The organism is Burkholderia sp. 22088 (assembly GCF_052045915.1).
Lineage (GTDB): Bacteria > Pseudomonadota > Gammaproteobacteria > Burkholderiales > Burkholderiaceae > Burkholderia > Burkholderia cepacia.
This window is the reverse complement of the sequence record NZ_JBQEPY010000015.1, coordinates 143482-160127: the sequence shown is the minus strand read 5'-3', so window position 1 is coordinate 160127 and position 16646 is coordinate 143482. Positions and strand designations below refer to the sequence as shown.

The 16646-nt window shown below is 63.6% G+C and carries 13 protein-coding genes; 6 read left to right on the top strand and 7 right to left on the bottom strand.

Annotated features, from left to right (window positions below):
- Nucleotides 1-102: 102 nt before the first annotated feature.
- From ACTJLD_RS27310 to ACTJLD_RS27300, 3 genes are read right to left on the bottom strand one after another with little or no spacing between them, the layout of a single operon-like run.
- Nucleotides 103-366 carry a hypothetical protein gene (locus tag ACTJLD_RS27310; protein ID WP_034195863.1) on the bottom strand — a complete coding sequence of 88 codons (264 nt, stop codon included), beginning with the start codon at nucleotides 364-366 and terminating at the stop codon, nucleotides 103-105.
- Complete coding sequence (locus ACTJLD_RS27305) at nucleotides 296-541, bottom strand: hypothetical protein (protein WP_075122947.1); 246 nt, start codon at nucleotides 539-541, stop codon at nucleotides 296-298. The genes ACTJLD_RS27310 and ACTJLD_RS27305 overlap by 71 nt, the downstream gene beginning before the upstream one ends.
- Before the next feature lie 56 nt (nucleotides 542-597).
- Nucleotides 598-1818: a cupin domain-containing protein gene (locus ACTJLD_RS27300; protein ID WP_027786989.1), complete on the bottom strand. Its 1221-nt coding sequence runs from the start codon at nucleotides 1816-1818 to the stop codon at nucleotides 598-600.
- Between the two features lie 32 nt (nucleotides 1819-1850).
- On the opposite strand from ACTJLD_RS27300, the gene ACTJLD_RS27295 reads away from it, so the two are divergent.
- Entirely contained in the window at nucleotides 1851-2393 is a 543-nt protein-coding gene (locus ACTJLD_RS27295; RefSeq protein ID WP_027786990.1) for an FKBP-type peptidyl-prolyl cis-trans isomerase, read from the top strand.
- Here ACTJLD_RS27295 and ACTJLD_RS27290 read toward each other — a convergent pair.
- Together ACTJLD_RS27290 and mutS are read right to left on the bottom strand one after the other, a co-directional pair.
- Nucleotides 2373-3644 carry a hypothetical protein gene (locus ACTJLD_RS27290; protein WP_060084346.1) on the bottom strand — a complete coding sequence of 424 codons (1272 nt, stop codon included), beginning with the start codon at nucleotides 3642-3644 and terminating at the stop codon, nucleotides 2373-2375. The genes ACTJLD_RS27295 and ACTJLD_RS27290 overlap by 21 nt on opposite strands.
- Entirely contained in the window at nucleotides 3625-6282 is a 2658-nt protein-coding gene (gene mutS, locus ACTJLD_RS27285; RefSeq protein WP_440660010.1) for a DNA mismatch repair protein MutS, read from the bottom strand. The genes ACTJLD_RS27290 and mutS overlap by 20 nt, the downstream gene beginning before the upstream one ends.
- 993 nt (nucleotides 6283-7275) lie before the next feature.
- Between mutS and ACTJLD_RS27280 the strand changes: the two genes are divergently transcribed.
- The 3 genes from ACTJLD_RS27280 to ACTJLD_RS27270 all read left to right on the top strand — a co-directional run bounded on the left by ACTJLD_RS27280 (nucleotide 7276) and on the right by ACTJLD_RS27270 (nucleotide 11546).
- Nucleotides 7276-8166, top strand: coding sequence for a transporter substrate-binding domain-containing protein (locus ACTJLD_RS27280; protein WP_440660009.1), 891 nt, complete (start codon nucleotides 7276-7278; stop codon nucleotides 8164-8166).
- 983 nt (nucleotides 8167-9149) lie between these two features.
- Nucleotides 9150-10151: a hypothetical protein gene (locus ACTJLD_RS27275; RefSeq protein ID WP_440660008.1), complete on the top strand. Its 1002-nt coding sequence runs from the start codon at nucleotides 9150-9152 to the stop codon at nucleotides 10149-10151.
- A 699-nt stretch (nucleotides 10152-10850) separates the two neighbouring features.
- On the top strand, nucleotides 10851-11546 hold the full coding sequence (locus ACTJLD_RS27270) for a methyltransferase family protein (RefSeq protein ID WP_440660006.1): 696 nt from the start codon (nucleotides 10851-10853) through the stop codon (nucleotides 11544-11546).
- A gap of 117 nt (nucleotides 11547-11663) precedes the next feature.
- Here the strand turns inward: ACTJLD_RS27270 and ACTJLD_RS27265 are convergent, their stop codons facing one another.
- Both ACTJLD_RS27265 and ACTJLD_RS27260 read right to left on the bottom strand, forming a co-directional pair.
- Nucleotides 11664-13286, bottom strand: a complete 1623-nt coding sequence (locus tag ACTJLD_RS27265; RefSeq protein ID WP_059589645.1) for an NAD(P)/FAD-dependent oxidoreductase — start codon at nucleotides 13284-13286, stop codon at nucleotides 11664-11666.
- Between the two features lie 325 nt (nucleotides 13287-13611).
- Complete coding sequence (locus ACTJLD_RS27260; RefSeq protein ID WP_021162664.1) at nucleotides 13612-14415, bottom strand: inositol monophosphatase family protein; 804 nt, start codon at nucleotides 14413-14415, stop codon at nucleotides 13612-13614.
- A gap of 280 nt (nucleotides 14416-14695) precedes the next feature.
- Here ACTJLD_RS27260 and ACTJLD_RS27255 point away from each other — a divergent pair, with 280 nt between their 5' ends.
- Nucleotides 14696-15520: an RNA methyltransferase gene (locus tag ACTJLD_RS27255; protein ID WP_021162663.1), complete on the top strand. Its 825-nt coding sequence runs from the start codon at nucleotides 14696-14698 to the stop codon at nucleotides 15518-15520.
- Between the two features lie 307 nt (nucleotides 15521-15827).
- Nucleotides 15828-16601 carry a serine O-acetyltransferase gene (gene cysE, locus ACTJLD_RS27250; protein WP_021162662.1) on the top strand — a complete coding sequence of 258 codons (774 nt, stop codon included), beginning with the start codon at nucleotides 15828-15830 and terminating at the stop codon, nucleotides 16599-16601.
- Nucleotides 16602-16646: the final 45 nt, after the last annotated feature.

Genomic DNA, 16646 nt, shown 5'->3' with positions numbered 1-16646 from the left:
CCGTTGCGGCGGCCCGGTACGACTGCCGGGCGACAGACGCGAAAACGGCAGACGTAAAAAAACCGGCCCTCGGGCCGGTTTTTTTTCAGCTGACGCTGAGGCTTACTGGCTTGCGCCCGAAGCCGGAGCAGCCGTCGCTGCCGAAGCAGCCGACGCCACTGCAGCAGCAGCGTCGCTCGCAGCAGCCGTTGCCGACGAAGCAGCGGCAGCAGCGTCGCTCGCTGCACCAGCAACTGCCGAAGCAGCCGTCGAAGCAGCAGCAGCCGCGTCGCTTGCAGCCGACGAAGCAGCTTGATCAGCGCTCTTGTTGCAAGCAGCCAGTGCAACAGCAGCCAACAGGGAAGCTACGAGGAGGGATTTCTTCATGATCACGTCCTTTTATGGTTAAAGGTAAGCAACAGCGCGAAACAATACCGGTAATGTGCTCCAACACCGACCTGGGCCGCTGGTGGAGATGCACTTCTAGAGCGTGAATCTTCCCTACGGCTTGGGCGGAAATTATATGCACTTTCCTATCGACCGTCGACAAATGCGGGGTCAATACGTTGTCTTTCCCATACAGAATTTGATCTGTACGGGCATACGGGGCGACTCACACTAATTCCGGTTTCCGACCCGTATCCAGCCCGCACGATACCACTCGTGCAATAAAGCTGTCATTGAGGGAGCCCGGGATAGTGTTACAAACCGTTTCGCCTCCATCTGGCGTTGATTGGCCAGTTCGGGCAGCCATTCGCTGGCTTGCTCGAGCGGTCCTTCCTCGCCATTAATGAAGTACGAGCGCGCGTTATACATCAATGCGGCCCTTCTGTCGAGACACACGCCACGACGTGACGCTTGCGTGACGAACGCGGCTTCGGACAGCGGCCGCGCGGGTGGGTCGAAAACGACGTTCGGTTTGGGCTCGCTCAGGTAGCAGCCGAGAAACTCTGCGACGTCGCGCTTGCGCCAGCGAATCGCGTCGACGATCTCGGCAACGCGCTCGACCATCGCCGGAGGCAGTTGCGCGGGCGTGTCGACGGCCGGCTGCTTCGGGTCGCGGTAGAGGTCGTCGCCGCACCCGTCCCGCAGGCCGCCACGCTCCGCGAGATAGTACAGGAACTGGGCGCCCAGTTCGCCTGCGGACGGCGCCCGGAAGCCGATCGAGCAGGTCATGCATTCGCCTTCGGCCACGCCGTCGTGCGCGATGTGCGGCGGCAGGTACAGCATGTCGCCGGGTTCCAGCACCCATTCGTCGCTCGGCTCGAAGTTTTCGAGGATCTTCAGCGGCACGTCCGGCTGCAGCGACAGGTCCTTCTGCGCGCCGACGCGCCAGCGGCGCCGGCCCTCGACCTGCAGCAGGAAGACGTCGTATGAATCGAAATGCGGGCCGACGCCGCCGCCGTCCGTCGCGTACGAGATCATCAGGTCGTCCAGCCGCGCGTCGGGGATGAAGCGGAAGCGGTCGAGCAGCGCGCGCGCCGCGTCGACGTGCAGGTCGAGCCCTTGTACGAGCAGGGTCCAGGCCTTGCGCGTGACGGCCGGCAGCGAGCCCGGTTCGAACGGGCCGTGAGCCAGTTGCCACTTGTTACGAAAATGGGTGATCAGTCGCGATTCCGCGTCATAGTCCGTGGCGAGCTCGAACAGCGCGTCGCGCGAGACCGGCGACGCGACGCCGGGGATCGCCTGGCGGATCAGGAGCGGCTTCTTCTGCCAGTAGCCGCGCATGAATTGCGTCGGCGTAAGACCGCCGAGCAGCGGTGTGGGAAGATCGGAGGGCGGCGCGCCGAGCGGGGCGGCAGCGGCATCCCGCGGTTCGGCTTGAGACCGGTTGCGCATCGTATAATGAGACTTGTATTTGGGAGAATTGGATGAAAATCGCAAAAAACACCGTCGTGTCGGTCACTTACAAGCTGTCGGATGCACAGGGCAATCTGATCGAGGAAAGCGACGAGCCGATGGTTTATCTGCACGGCGGCTATGATGGCACGTTCCCCAAGATCGAGGAACAGCTCGACGGCCACGAGCCGGGCTACGAGGCACAGGTCCAGCTCGAGCCGCAGGACGCGTTCGGCGACTACGATCCCGAACTCGTGAAGATCGAGCCGCGCGATCGTTTTCCCGAGCCGCTCGAAGTGGGCATGCAGTTCGAAGGCACGCCGGAAGACGGCGACGAGGAAGTCGATTCGCTGATCTATACGGTCACCGACATCGCCGAAGACAAGGTCGTGCTCGACGGCAACCACCCGCTGGCAGGCATGGCGCTGCGTTTCGCGCTGACCGTGAAGGACGTTCGCGAAGCCACCGAAGACGAAATCGAGCATGAGCACGCACATGGCGCTGAAGGGCTCGAGATCGTCGACGAGGACGAAGACGAAGACGGCGAAGCGCCGTCAGGGCGCACCCTGCACTGAGCTTGCAGGCAGGCCGGGCGCCGGCCCCGACGCTGGGGTTGGCACGGGCCACGACGCGCCGCCCGGGGCGGTGCCGTCGCCCTGCAGCGGCGGCGCGACCGACGACGAGTCAGGTAGCGCCGGCAATGCAGGGATTTCCGGCATCTGCGGCAGCGGGACGTCGTCACGGGGCACGAGCGGCAGCGCGGGCGGCACGGGCAGGTTCTTCGGTACTTCCTGCAGGCTCACGTTGAAGATCGTCTGCCGTGCCGGCGACACGCTCACCTTGACCCACTGATTCACCGGATGGCGCGGTCCGATCGCGACGCGCGTCACGTTACCGACCAGTTCACCGTCGTCCGCACGCAGCGGGCGGTCGATCAGAAAGCCGTTCGCCAGCGCTTCGCTGCTCGCGTGCATCACGAGTATCGGGCCGCGGAACGTCGCCGCCGCCTTCACCAGCGTTCGTTTCAACTCGCGGAAGCCGTCCCGCACGCGCGGCCGGTTGAAACGCAGCCATGCGAAGCGTTCCGCGCGTTCATAGCGCTCGAACTGCGGATCGCCTTCGAATATCACCACCATCGCACGCGCCTCGCGCCGCTTCGCGTATTCGGCCGCGTGGTCGATCCAGAAACCGTTCGCGATGATGCGGTCCTCGAATTCGCCGTTGCGGCCGCCGGCCGTCAGGTAATGGTTGTTCGGCGCCGGCGCGTTGAGTGCGACGTAGACGATGTCGTCGCGCATCCAGCGTGCATTTTCCCGATACGGCCGGAACCGTGCGACTTCGCTTTCCCGCGTGATCGGCAGCGCGCCGGGATCGGGCAGTGCCGAATCGGCGAGCAGCGTCTGCCGCAGGAAGTCGAGCCGCTCGACCGGATCGTAGCTACCGCCGGCCACGGTGTTGCACGTTGCCCAGTCGTCGTGACCGGGAACGAATACGAGCGGCACGCGTGCCGCATCCAGGATCGCGCCGCGCTGCGAATACAGTGCATCGCGGCACGCTTCCTTCGAACCCTTCAGATCGCCCGCATACACCACGAACGCGAGATTGCGCTCGCGCGCGATCGCATCGAGCAGCCGCTGGGCGGCCGGTTCGTCCGCAGGAGTGTTGATCACGCCCGACACGACCGCGAACGAGTAGGGCGCGGTGCTGCGCTTCGGCGGCGCAGCCAGCGCGGCGGCCTGCGCGAGCGCGAGCACCGCCGCGACGAGCGCGGCGGCGGCGCGTGCCGGCAGGCCGCGCGGAATGCGCTTACGCGTGCCCGTCGGCATCGTGCGACCGGACCAGCGTGCGCAGTTCGTACAGCAGGTCGAGCGCCTCGCGCGGCTTGAGATCGTCGGGATCGATGTCGCGCAGTTTTTCGAGCGCCGGATGCGGTGTGTCGGGCAGCGCCGGTGAGTCCGCGCATTCGAGATCGTCGGCGGCCACCGGCGGCGCGCTGAACAGGTCGAGCTGCGGCGTGTGCTGCGACGCCGACTGCTGTTCGAGGTACGCGAGGTGCTTGCGCGCGGCACGGATCACGGGCGCCGGAACGCCTGCGAGCTGTGCGACCTGCAGGCCGTAGCTCTGGTTGGCCGGGCCTTCGTTGACCGCGTGCAGGAACACGATGCCGTGGCCGTGCTCGACGGCCGACAGGTGGACGTTGGCCGCTTGCGGAAATTCCGCCGGCAGTTGCGTCAGCTCGAAGTAGTGCGTCGCGAACAGCGTGTAGCACGCGTTGTGTGCCAGCAGGTGGCGCGCGATGGCCCATGCGAGCGCGAGGCCGTCGAACGTCGACGTGCCGCGGCCGATCTCGTCCATCAGCACGAGGCTTTGCGGTGTCGCGTCGTTGAGGATCGCCGCGGCTTCGGTCATCTCGACCATGAACGTCGAGCGGCCGCCCGCGAGATCGTCCGCCGCGCCGATGCGCGTGAAGATCCGGTCGATCGGGCCGAAGCATGCCGACCTGGCCGGCACGTAGCTGCCGACGTAAGCCATCAGTGCGATCAACGCGGTCTGCCGCATGAACGTCGACTTACCGCCCATGTTCGGGCCGGTGATCAGCAGCAGCTTGCGCTCGGCGCCGAACCGGCAGTCGTTCGCGATGAACTGTTCGACCTGCGCCTCGACGACCGGGTGGCGGCCCTGTTCGATTTCGATGCCGATCTCGTCGGTGAAGGTCGGCGCGACCCAGTCGAGCGCGCGGGCGCGTTCCGCGAATGCGGCGAGCAGGTCGAGTTCGGCGAGCGCCGATGCGACGCGCTGACACTCGGGGATGAACGGCAGCAGTGCCTGCAGCACTGCGTCGTACAGCGCGCGTTCGCGCGCCAGGGCGCGTTCCTGCGCGGACAGCGCCTTGTCCTCGAAAGTCTTCAGTTCGGGCGTGATGTAGCGCTCGGCATTTTTCAACGTCTGGCGCCGGCGATAGTCGTCGGGCACCTTGTCGGTCTGGCCGCGCGTGACCTCGATGTAGAAGCCGTGCACCTTGTTGTATTCGACGCGCAGGTTCGCGATGCCGGTGCGCGTGCGCTCGCGCGCTTCGAGATCGATCAGGAACTGTCCGCAGTTTTCCGAGATGTCGCGCAGCTCGTCGAGCTCCGCGTCGTAGCCGCGCGCGATCACGCCGCCGTCTCGCACCATCGCGGCCGGTTCGGGCGCGATCGCGCTCGTCAGCAGGTCGAGGCATTCGGCGGGCGGTGCGAGTGCCGCGTCGACGCGGGTGAGGGCGTCCGCGTTCGGGACGATCGCGCTGATACGCTCGCGTAGCGCGGGGAGGGCGGCGAACGTGTCGCGCAGGCTCGACAAGTCACGCGGGCGCGCGGACAGCAGTGCGAGGCGCCCGGTGATCCGTTCGACGTCCGCGATCTGGCGCAGCGCACTGCGCAGCGCATCGAGGCTTGCGTTTGCCGGTGCATCGAGCAGCGCGCCGATCGCCTGCTGGCGCGATTGCGCGGCGACCGACGCTCGCGGCGGGTGATGCAGCCAGTGACGCAGCAGGCGGCTGCCCATCGTCGTGCAGCAGGTGTCGAGCAGCGAATACAGGGTCGGCGACTCGGTGCCGCGCAGCGTCTCGGTCAGTTCGAGGTTGCGGCGCGTGGCCGGATCGAGCCCGATGTACTCGGTTTCGTTTTCGACCTTCAGGCTGCGCACGTGCCGCAACTGCTGGCCCTGTGTGGCCGCTGCGTAGAGCAGCAGCGCGCCGGCCGCGCCGCACGCGCTCGTCAGCGAATGTGCGCCGAAGCCGTCGAGGCTCGCGACATCGAGCTGGTCGCACAGGCGCTGTGTGCCCGACGCGATGTCGAAGTGCCACGCCGGCACGCGCTTGCTTGCGCCTGCGCCTGCCGGCACGGCGTCGGTTGCGCCGTCCGGCGTCAGGATCTCGGCCGGCCGGATGCGCTCGAGCGCGGCAGCGAGTTGCTCGGGTTCGATTTCTGCGAGCCGCAGCGCGCCGCTTGCGAGGTTCAGCCACGCGAGGCCGACATTGACCGCGACGCCACGCTTGTTGTGGCCCGTGCACATCGCGAGCAGGTAAACATCGTTCTTGTCGGACAGCAGTGCTGCATCGGTCAGCGTGCCGGGCGTGACGACGCGCACGACCTTGCGCTCGACGGGGCCCTTCGACGTGGCGGGATCGCCGATCTGTTCGCAGATCGCGACCGATTCGCCCATCTTCACGAGCTTGGCGAGATACTGTTCGACCGCGTGGTGCGGTACGCCCGCCATCTTGATCGGCGTGCCGGCGGATGCGCCGCGTTGCGTGAGGGTCAGGTCGAGCAGGCGTGCGGCCTTTTCCGCGTCTTCGAAGAACAGCTCGTAGAAGTCGCCCATCCGGTAGAAGACAAGCGTGTCGGGATGGTCGGCCTTGATGCGCAGGTACTGCTGCATCATTGGAGTGACGGGTGCAGGTGCTGCGGTGGGTTGCGTGCTCATGTGACCGGGAAAAGTTGCTTTGGCTGCCCGAGTTTACCAGTGGCTTCAGCGTTCACGCGCGAAGTTCGCCGTTTGGCCAGGTGCGGGTGATGGTGAGCGGCAGCCAAGCGTTTCCAAACTCTCGCGACGCTAGACAACGAACAAGCAATCACAAAATATCAGAGACGGACCATTAGTACATATCTTCGCCCGGCTTGCACCAGGGCAAAGGTATTGACCGCATCGTAAACGTCACTCTGCGCGTATCGACGTTCGCATTCTGCGCGTGAATAAAATCTACGAAACGGTATTGATTTGGAGGTGGCAGATCTTCGCTGGCTCCCAGTCCAAACTGACGGCAGTGAGGCGTCTCGACACGAATGAACCCGTACTCGCCGTCCGGGCCATTCATATGCCTAGATAGATCCTTTGATAACCCGATGAGAGTCGCAGCGTTCTGTCCCTGCGCTGTCGAAACGACCGACAAGCCTGTTAATGCAACCAGAATGAGTAGTGACTTCACAAGCTGCCCAGTTGGTTTTTCGCGACGACGCATGATTGTGACACGTTCGATGCCATGCCCTTTTCGGCTAACGACAGATTCTGAAAAGGGGGCGTAGGTCTTGGCGTAGCTTTGCGGGCTGATCCCTGTCAGGCGAGGCGCAGGTACTGCTGCATCATTGGAGTTACGGAGGCAGGTGCTGCTGCTGATTGCGTGCTCATGTGACCGGGAAAAGTTGCTTTGGCTGCCCGAGTGTACCAGCGGCCCAGACATGGAGGGGCCAAGTCTGCCTTTAGGTCAGCCCCTTCAGATCTGCCGAAGCTCTCTCCCTGCATTCGTTCCATCGCGACTGCGCCCTTGACCTGAGTCAATCGGCGGTGATCGACTCCGCTTAAAGTAAATTCACGTCGGAGTTGATGGACGTGCGGTAAGGGATACCACGGGTCTGCCACTGACGGAAATGGCTCGGGAAATCGAGCTTCTGCGGGGGAAACGTCGTGAACAGAGGCATTATGAGATATCAATTCACTGCCATGCTCGCCGCACTATTTGCGGGGTATGCCACGTCGACGACTGCCTGTGCGCAGACGTTAGACAAAATCTCCCGGTCCAATCAAATCGTTGTTTCGTACAGGGAAGCCGCCGTGCCGTTCAGCTATCTGCTGACGCCGCATAAAGCCGTGGGCTTTTCGATGGACGTAACCGAAGCAATCGTCGACGACGTTCGCAAGGCACTTCGCAGGCCGGATCTGAGGGTCGCCTATGTGCCGGTTACCGGACAAAATCGCATTCCGCTGCTCGTCAATGGCAGCTACGACCTGGAGTGCGGGTCGACGACAAACACGTCGGCGCGCAGCAAGGATGTCGCGTTTTCGATCAATTACTTTTATGCCGGTACGCGGCTGATGGCGAAACGGGCGTCGCACATTGGGGATTATGCCGACCTCGCGCATAAGGCTGTCGTGACAGTCGGCGGAAGTACGAATGAAAAAACGCTGCGACGCCAACTCGAAGCGCAGCACATCGATGCCGAAGTCGCGCTGACAAAAGATTACGCCGAGGCCCTGAAGATCGTCGCGGACGACAAAGCAGCAGCACTCGCGCTCGATGACGTTCTGCTGTATGGGTTGAGGGCGAACGCTGACGACCCGAGTACGTGGGTTGTCACCGGGAACGCACTGCAGGTGGAGCCGTACGCATGTATGGTGCGCAAAGACGATCCAGTGTTCAAGCGACTCGTCGATGGCACGCTCACTCGGCTCATGAAAAGTGGCGAATTCACTCGCCTGTACGCAAAGTGGTTCGAATCACCGATTCCGCCGCGCGGCGCGAATCTCAACATGCCGATGAGCGCGGCGCTAAAGGGAAATCTCGTCACGCGCAGTGATCGGCCTGCGCAATGACTAGCCATGGTGCGGACATAGCTAAGCGCCGCGCTTGAATCGCGGCCGTTCCGTTGCGACTTACTGGGCACTCAATGCGGCCAACTAAAGCGGGCGTTTGGCGGCGTAAGCGGCATTGCCGTGTTGTCGATGGCTGCTTCTCCTGAGTGCCCGGATGCAACTTCGCTGATACCTGGCTGCGCCATCGAGGCGGGGGCGAGAATGTTTGGTGCCTCATTGAGGCAGAGCCACTCAGTGGTACCGGGTTGCAGCGGATCGGACTCCGACAGCCAGTTTGTACCACACTGACGGCAGTGATACTGTCGGACGACTATTGTGGGCCGTCCTAGTGGGCGCAACTTTTTGGGCTTGTGCAATTCCACCAGTTCGTCGTGTGCGACCTGAGTCGGGATCGTGCACATTCGCATGCAAGCTTGGCAAGGCATGTGAGTCAGCCTCTCAAGAATTTATCCGCTCGCTGAAACGTCTCTTGGCACATGACTCAATAGTCTGCGGATTGCAACGCGATCGGTATTGCACCGCTCCCACGTTCAATTAAAGCACGCTCGCTATCGTGATGGGCGCCAATTTTCTCCGGGAAAGGGTGGCGTAGCTATCAGCGTAGGTTTGTGCGGCAGGCGTTATCAGATAAGGTGAAGGTACTGCTGCATCATTGGAGTGGCGGTAGCAGGTGCTGCGGTGGGTTGCGTGCTCATGTGACCGGGAAAAGTTGCTTTGGCTGCCCGAGTTTACCAGCGGGCCGGATGCGCTTGGGCGAAGTTCGCCGTTTGGCCAGTTGCTGGTGTTGGAGAACGGTAGCGATCGTTATCACCCGGCTTTAGCGCCCCGACTCGCGCATAACGGTAACAAAGACTAGCCATTCGACATCGTCCAGCAGATCGTCGACAATCTGCACGCGCGTCGTGCAACGGCATGGCAGTCTCGCATTGCTCAAAGGATTTGGCGTATGTCGAAGTCTTCGAACTGACGCACCGGAAATTGCCATGAGATATCCGAGAACCGCGTTCATTCTGTCGGCGATCGATCCGGATCTTCTGTACCCGTGCCTTGAGGTTCGATTCGAAACCGACCACCTTGATGCGCTGCGGCGACTGGTCGACCCGGACGCACCAGAGGATGCGGACCTCGACGACTGCTATCTTCTATCGCCGACACAGGTCGCCGCCGTATGCGACACCTTTGCGATCGAGTTTGACCATGGTTCGCGTGATGCCGTCATCTCGAAGTATGTCGATACTGGTGTTCGTATCCCTTACCTTGTCCATACAGGTTACGAACTGGCTTTGATGGTGCAAGGGCGCAAACCATTCGGGTTCATCGAATTCAACAGCGAATGGTGGCCGTCGGTCATACTGAAGGCTCGCTTCGACGAGTATGTGGCTCAAGGCGTCTTGCACTCGCACGAAATCATCCATGACGCACCGGCCCGTCCAGGTCTTCCCGCGCGTCGAATTGGGCAAATTCTGTATACGCTCAAAGGCGAGGAGTGGCGCATCCCGGCTCTGGAATTTTTCCGTCAGAATCTCAACCGGCAAGGCGACGGCTGCGAGAACATGGAGCGCCTAGAGGGTGCGTTGCTCGGTTACGAGCGATGGCAAAACGACTGGTGGATCGACCATCTCGAGCGCAGCGGTACCGGCCTTTACGGCGCGTCCAGTATCGTCAAGGTGAACCGGGCGCAATTCGACTGGCTTGTCCATGCGGGTTTCCGGGCGCTTCCGCCGGTCGACGCACCGACGTTCACACTATACTCGTCGCGTTGGTTCGACGAGGATGCAATGAAAGCGGCCATGCGGAACGACCAGACCATTGAAGCGTTCGTTCAGTTCAACGTCGGGTTGGTTCACATCATGCACGCAGCCGATTTCCGGACCGCCGGCCCTTATGAGATTCCGGCAACACTGATTCCGACGATAAACCATCACCTCTTGCGCGCGGTAAGGGTCTTGATCCGTCGAAGTGATTGCCTCGAAGCTGCTTCGTAAGGAGGAATTCGGCCAGTTGTCGGCGGCGCAGAGGCGATGGCGAACGTTCATCATCGATTAGTTTCGATGTCTAACGGCCGAGCGACAAAAGCGCCGGCGTAGGTTTTGGCGTAGCTTTCGATCGGAAGCCTTGTCAGACAAGGCGCAGGTACTGCTGCATCATCGGGGTGTGGCCGGCGAAGGCTTCGGGCGACAGCGTGGTCATAGGTCAGGCATGAAGTTGTTGCTTGGGTTGCCCGAGTTTACCAGTGGCTTCCATGTGCAAGCGCGAAGTTCGCCGTTTGGCCAGTTGCGGGTGATCGGCGAACCCTTGCGTGCTGACGGCGTCCCGCATATCAGCGCGTGTGTTTGGACGTCAGGCGGCGTGCGCGGCTTAGAACCCGGCGGCGCGGCGCCGCCGGTCGGTTTCGAGCATGGCGGCCCGATCCGCGGCTCTCATTCCGCCCCTTTATCGCCTGGGAGACTAGCCACTCATTATCATCGACCGCAGACGATTTCGTCCGTCCGGACAGCGCTACAAACTGTGAAACGTTTGGCAGACCGCGTAATCCAGTTACTCGGTCTTTATATTTGCCCACGCTCTCGGGACTTACACCAATCAACCTCGTAAAACTGAAACTTAGGCAAGTTTCAATGAATGGAGCGTGCTAGTCTGAAACGGCAATATATATAAAAACGCAGTAAGTTCGGGGCACAAACATGAAGCAGGCCATACAGGATGCGGGGGGCGCGTGCGCGCAAAGTACCCTGGTGCCGCACGTTACAACGGTCGCGGACGAGTCGGAGCGGATCAATCTGATCGAGCTTGGTGCTCGCGTGTTGTCAGTGACCGTGCTGGGCGTATTTGCCTATCTGATTTATATACCGTGGCGATTGGACCCGAGCCGGATTACGCTGGTCCTGCTGCTGGTATCCGCGGTACTGACCGTCTGCATGTCGGCTTTTGCCAAATTGCCGAAACGGCGCGACTGGCATCCCGTTGCAGTGTGCTTGTCCCTGGGCGGTTCGTTCTACTGCCTGACCTATCAGCTGACTGCCAGTACCCAACTGATCCCGGAGTGGGCAGGGGGCGCCTGGCAAATATGCGGGATTGCGTGGCAACTGTTCGCGAAACGGTCGCTCGGGCGCTCGTTCGGCTTGCTGCCGGCGAATCGCGGCGTCGTTTCGACCGGAGCGTACCGGTTCATGCGCCACCCGATCTATGCCGGTTATCTGTTGTCCGAAATCGGTTTCCTGCTCGCAAACTTCAGTACGCGAAACCTGCTCGCGATCGGCATCTGGATGCTGTTGCAGATCGGGCGAATCAGTTTGGAAGAGCGGATGCTGTCGGAAGACGCCGATTATCGTGCGTACAAGACGAAGGTTCGGTACCGGCTGATTCCCGGTGTGTTTTGACGGGCGTGCCCAAAGCGCGCCGTGGTGGTGCGCCGGTGAAACAGACTGGCACGGCGAACGTGCAAAAGTCGGCGTACTCGGGTCACGGACCTTCGCACGCCGACTCTGTCCTGCGTGTCAGGACGTGTGTCCTGATGTGAGGCTGAGAGCCACCGCCTGCGCAACTTCGATGCCGTCGATCGCCGCCGAATAAATGCCGCCTGCATACCCGGCGCCTTCGCCGGCCGGATACAGGCCTTCGACGTTCATGCTCTGGTAATCGTCCTTGCGTCGAATCCGGATCGGTGACGACGTGCGCGTCTCCACACCGGTGAGCACTGCATCGTGCATCGCAAAGCCGGCGATCTTCTTGTCGATCTGGGGCAGGGCTTCACGGATCGCTTCGATCACGTAGTCCGGCAGCGCGGTGCTGAGATCGGTCGGGTTCACGCCCGGCTTGTACGACGGCTCCACGGAGCCCAGCGACGTCGACGGTCGGCCTGCGATGAAATCGCCGACCAGTTGACCCGGCGCGCGGTAATCGCCGCCGCCGAGTTCGAACGCGCGCTCTTCCCATTTGCGCTGGAACGCGATGCCCGCCAGCGGGCCGCCGGGATAATCGTCCGGCGTGATGCCGACGACGATACCCGCGTTCGCGTTGCGCTCGGCCCGCGAATACTGGCTCATGCCGTTGGTGACCACGCGGCCCGGCTCGGAGGTCGCCGCGACCACGGTGCCGCCAGGGCACATGCAGAAGCTGTAGACGGCGCGGCCGTTGCTGCAGTGGTGGACCACCTTGTAGTCGGCGGCGCCGAGCTGCTTGTGGCCCGCGAACTTGCCGAAGCGGCTGCGATCGATCAGCCCCTGCGGATGCTCGATGCGAAAACCCAGCGAGAACGGTTTGGCTTCGATATAGACGCCGCGATCGTGCAGCATCTGGAAGGTGTCGCGCGCGCTGTGGCCCACGGCCAGCACCACGTGGTCGCACCGCAGCGTTTCTCCGTTCGAGAGCTTCAGCGAGCGCACCTTGCCCTGATCGATCTCGATGTCGTCGACCCGCGTTTCGAAACGCACTTCACCACCCAGTTCGTGGATGGACGCACGCATTTTTTCCACCATGCTGACGAGGCGGAACGTGCCGATATGCGGTCGGCTCAGATACAGGATGTCTTCCGGTGCGCCTGCCTTGACGAATTCGTCCAGCACCTTGCGGCCATAGTGGTTGGGATCCTTGATCTGGCTGTACAGCTTGCCGTCGGAAAACGTCCCGGCCCCGCCTTCGCCGAACTGCACGTTGGATTCGGGGTTGAGCACGCTCTTGCGCCACAGGCCGAAGGTGTCCTTGGTGCGCTCGCGCACGGCCTTGCCGCGTTCGAGGATGATGGGACGGAAACCCATCTGCGCGAGGATCAGCCCAGCGAACAGGCCGCACGGCCCCATGCCGATCACGACCGGGCGCAGGAAATTGCCGTGCTCGGGCGCCTTCGTGACGAAGTGGTACGCCATGTCGGGCGTCACGCCGCAATGCGGCTTGCCGGCGAGGCGCTTGATCGCGGCCGCTTCGTCCGCGACTTCGACGTCGACGATATACGTGAGCTTGATGTCGGCGCGCTTGCGCGCATCGTGCGCACGACGGAACACGGTGTAACGGAGGAGCTCGTCCGCGGCCACGCCAAGCTCCGCGAGGCGCGCGCGAATCGCGGCCTCGAGCGCGCTTTCGGGGTGGTCGAGGGGGAGTTTAATTTCGCTTAGCCGTAACATGGGGACTCGGATGCGATTGCCACGGCGTCGTGGCGGTGTTGATACGGTCGGGGGCCGGCAGGCCGGCGGGGTTGTCCGCCGCGCGGGCGTGCCGCGCGCAAACCCGCACGCAAACCATTTATTGTCGTTGCGGGAACGGCGGTGTGGGCGGCAGTACGCTACCGGCCCCGACAAACTCAAGCAACTTCAGGATAGGCGCACGAAGCGACCCTTGTGCGGGAAGATTTTCCCGCCTCCCGGCAACCGGGAGGCGAACGGTGCGCCGTCGTGACGATGCCCGCGAGCGGTGTGCGCGAAAGCCGCGCCGCTCGGGCGCGGCCGGGGCTTACTCCGCCGCCGGATGTACGCGGGTGTAACGGTTCAGGATCGGGATCATCTGCGCGTAGATCTTCGGGTTCGCCGCGACGATTTCATGGCGATGCAGGAAATCGGCGTCGCCCGTGTAGTTGCCGACGAGGCCGCCGGCCTCGGTGATCAGCAGGCTGCCCGCTGCCATGTCCCACACGTTGATGCCTTGCTCGAAGAACGCGTCGAGGCGGCCGGCCGCGACGTTCGCGAGATCGAGTGCTGCCGCGCCCGGACGACGCAGGCCGGTGCAGGCTTGCGTCATTTCGGTGAAGAGGCGCGCGTATGCATCGAGGCCGTCCTTTTCGCGGAACGGGAAGCCCGTGCCGACCAGTGCGTCCGACAGGCGGTCGCGGCGGCCGACGCGGATGCGGCGGTCGTTCAGGTACGCACCGCGGCCGCGCGTGGCCGTGAACAGGTCGTTCTTGTTCGGGTCGTAGACGACGGCCTGCGTGACGACGCCCTTGTGCTCGAGCGCAATCGACACGCAGTAGTACGGGAAGCCGTGGATGAAGTTGGTCGTGCCGTCGAGCGGATCGATGATCCACTTGAATTCGGATTCGTTCTCCGATTCGCCCGATTCCTCGGCGAGGATCGCGTGGTCGGGGTAGGCGGTCTTCAGCGTCTCGATGATCGCGTCTTCGGCGGCCTTGTCCACTTCGGTGACGAAGTCGTTCTGCTGCTTCTTGCGGATCTCGATCAGGTCGAGATCGAGGGACGCGCGGTTGATGATCTGTCCGGCGCGGCGCGCAGCCTTGACAGCGATGTTGAGCATGGGATGCATGAGCCTGGATCCTGTAGCCGGCGGCACGGGCCGCCACGAAGTGGAACAACCGCCCGGCACGGCGCAAGCGTGGCAGGCGAGGTGAGACGCGAATTGACAAAGAACGGGGTACGACCCGCGCCGCACGGAGTGCGACGCGTAAAGGCATGATTTTACCCGATTTTTGGCGGTTTCAGGCGACCGGAATACGGGGAAACCCCCACTATCCATCCGGACGAGTGGGTTTGCCGCGGCGATGGCGATACCATACTGCCATTCTGATGAACCGAGTCGTATCGTAGTGGAAACCCCGCAGATCACCGCCGCGCCGTCCGAGCCGGGCGCGGCCTCGTCCCGGCCGCCGTCCGGCGGCTTCACGTCCACCCGTTTCGTGCTCGTCGAGCCGAGCCATCCCGGCAACGTCGGGGCGGCCGCCCGCGCGCTGAAGACGATGGGTTTCTCGCGTCTGGTGCTGGTCGCGCCGCGTGTGCCGCACGTCCAGAGCGATCCCGAGGCGATCGCGATGGCCAGCGGCGCGGACGACGTCCTCGCCTCCGCGCATGTCGTGCCGACGCTTGGCGACGCGCTGTCCGGCGTGCACTGGTCGATCGCACTGACCGCGCGTACACGCGAATACGGGCCGCCGCGTCTCGCGCCGCGCGCGGCCGCCACGCAGGCGTGCGCACAGGTCGGCACGGGCGACATCGCGCTCGTGTTCGGCAACGAGCGCACGGGCCTCGCGAACGAGCACGTCGAGCAGTGCAGCGCGCTCGCGCACATCCCGGCGAACCCGGCCTACAGTTCGCTGAATCTCGCACAGGCCGTGCAGGTGCTCGCATACGAGCTGCGCGTCGCGTTTCTCGAGCAGGCGAGCGAGCCGTCGGCGCAAGCGCCGGCCGAAGCCGGCACGCTCGCGCAGAGCGACGAGATCGAGCGGATGTACGTGCACCTCGAGAACGCGCTGATCGCACTCGATTTCCTCGATCCGCGCAACCCGAAGAAGCTGATGCCGCGGTTGCGGCGCCTGTTCGCGCGCACGGGCCTCGAGCGTGAGGAGGTCAATATCCTGCGCGGTATCGCGAAGCACATCCTGCTGAAATCGGGCAAACCGGGCGGCGACGCGTAAGCGGCCGGCGCACAGTGCACGGGCCGCAGGACGGCTCGGCGCGCGGGGCCGTTTCCCTGTCGGGCAGATGCTACGCCGGCCGCCGGAAGCGCCGGGCCGAATCGCCCGGCCTGTTCGGCCATCCCGCAAACTCAATGCCAGCAAGCGTTCCGGCCGAATACCCGCGCCGTCGGCGGGGTGAACACGCGGGCTCGTGCGGCCGTGCGCGACTCGCCCTACAATCGCCGAACGTCATAACTAAATTACCCGGCGCGATAACGGCCGGTCATTGCCGGCGATGCGCGCCGGCTTTTTCCCAGACCACATCATGTTCACGAGACTGCGCGAAGACGTTGCAACGATTCGCGAGCGGGATCCCGCCGCTCGCAGTGCATGGGAAGTGCTGACCTGCTATCCGGGGCTGCATGCGCTCGTACTGCATCGTTTCGCGCACGCATGCTGGCGCGCGAAGCGCTACTGGCTCGCGCGTTTCGCGTCACAGGCCGGCCGGTTCCTGACCGGCATTGAAATCCACCCGGGCGCGACGATCGGCCGGCGCGTGTTCATCGATCACGGCATGGGTGTCGTGATCGGCGAGACGGCGATCATCGGCGACGACTGCACGATCTATCAGGGCGTGACGCTGGGCGGCACGTCGCTCACGCGCGGCGCGAAGCGCCACCCGACGCTCGAGGCCGGCGTGATCGTCGGCGCGGGTGCGAAGGTGCTCGGCGGTTTCACGGTCGGTGCGGGTGCGAAGATCGGTTCGAACGCGGTCGTCGTGAAGCCGGTGCCGGCAGGTGGCACGGCGGTCGGCAATCCGGCGCGCATCGTGATGCCGGCGCAGCCGAAGCCGCAGCCCGAACGCGCGGCGTTTTCCGCGTACGGGATCACGCCGAATGCCGACGATCCGATGTCGCTCGCCATTCACGGGTTGATCGATCACGCTGCGAAGGAAAGCCGCCGCGTCGACGAGATCGTCGCGGCGCTCGAGCGGCTCGGCACGCATCTGGAAACGCTGCAGGGCGCCGACGCGGCGCGCCTCGATCTGCGCCGGCTGTCGGCGGTGCTGGAAGGCAAGACGGTCGAGCGCCAGGCGTAATGTGATCGATGCGGGTCGCTGCCGGTCGCGACAGGTCGGTTCGAC

What these genes read in the sequence shown, in the direction of transcription:
- ACTJLD_RS27310 (WP_034195863.1), bottom strand. Translation starts at nt 366, where the DNA reads ATGAAGAAATCCCTCCTCGTAGCTTCCCTGTTGGCTGCTGTTGCACTG.
- ACTJLD_RS27300 (WP_027786989.1), bottom strand. Translation starts at nt 1,818, where the DNA reads ATGCGCAACCGGTCTCAAGCCGAACCGCGGGATGCCGCTGCCGCCCCG.
- ACTJLD_RS27295 (WP_027786990.1), top strand. Translation starts at nt 1,851, where the DNA reads ATGAAAATCGCAAAAAACACCGTCGTGTCGGTCACTTACAAGCTGTCG.
- ACTJLD_RS27290 (WP_060084346.1), bottom strand. Translation starts at nt 3,644, where the DNA reads ATGCCGACGGGCACGCGTAAGCGCATTCCGCGCGGCCTGCCGGCACGC.
- mutS (WP_440660010.1), bottom strand. Translation starts at nt 6,282, where the DNA reads ATGAGCACGCAACCCACCGCAGCACCTGCACCCGTCACTCCAATGATG.
- ACTJLD_RS27280 (WP_440660009.1), top strand. Translation starts at nt 7,276, where the DNA reads ATGAGATATCAATTCACTGCCATGCTCGCCGCACTATTTGCGGGGTAT.
- ACTJLD_RS27275 (WP_440660008.1), top strand. Translation starts at nt 9,150, where the DNA reads ATGAGATATCCGAGAACCGCGTTCATTCTGTCGGCGATCGATCCGGAT.
- ACTJLD_RS27270 (WP_440660006.1), top strand. Translation starts at nt 10,851, where the DNA reads ATGAAGCAGGCCATACAGGATGCGGGGGGCGCGTGCGCGCAAAGTACC.
- ACTJLD_RS27265 (WP_059589645.1), bottom strand. Translation starts at nt 13,286, where the DNA reads ATGTTACGGCTAAGCGAAATTAAACTCCCCCTCGACCACCCCGAAAGC.
- ACTJLD_RS27260 (WP_021162664.1), bottom strand. Translation starts at nt 14,415, where the DNA reads ATGCATCCCATGCTCAACATCGCTGTCAAGGCTGCGCGCCGCGCCGGA.
- cysE (WP_021162662.1), top strand. Translation starts at nt 15,828, where the DNA reads ATGTTCACGAGACTGCGCGAAGACGTTGCAACGATTCGCGAGCGGGAT.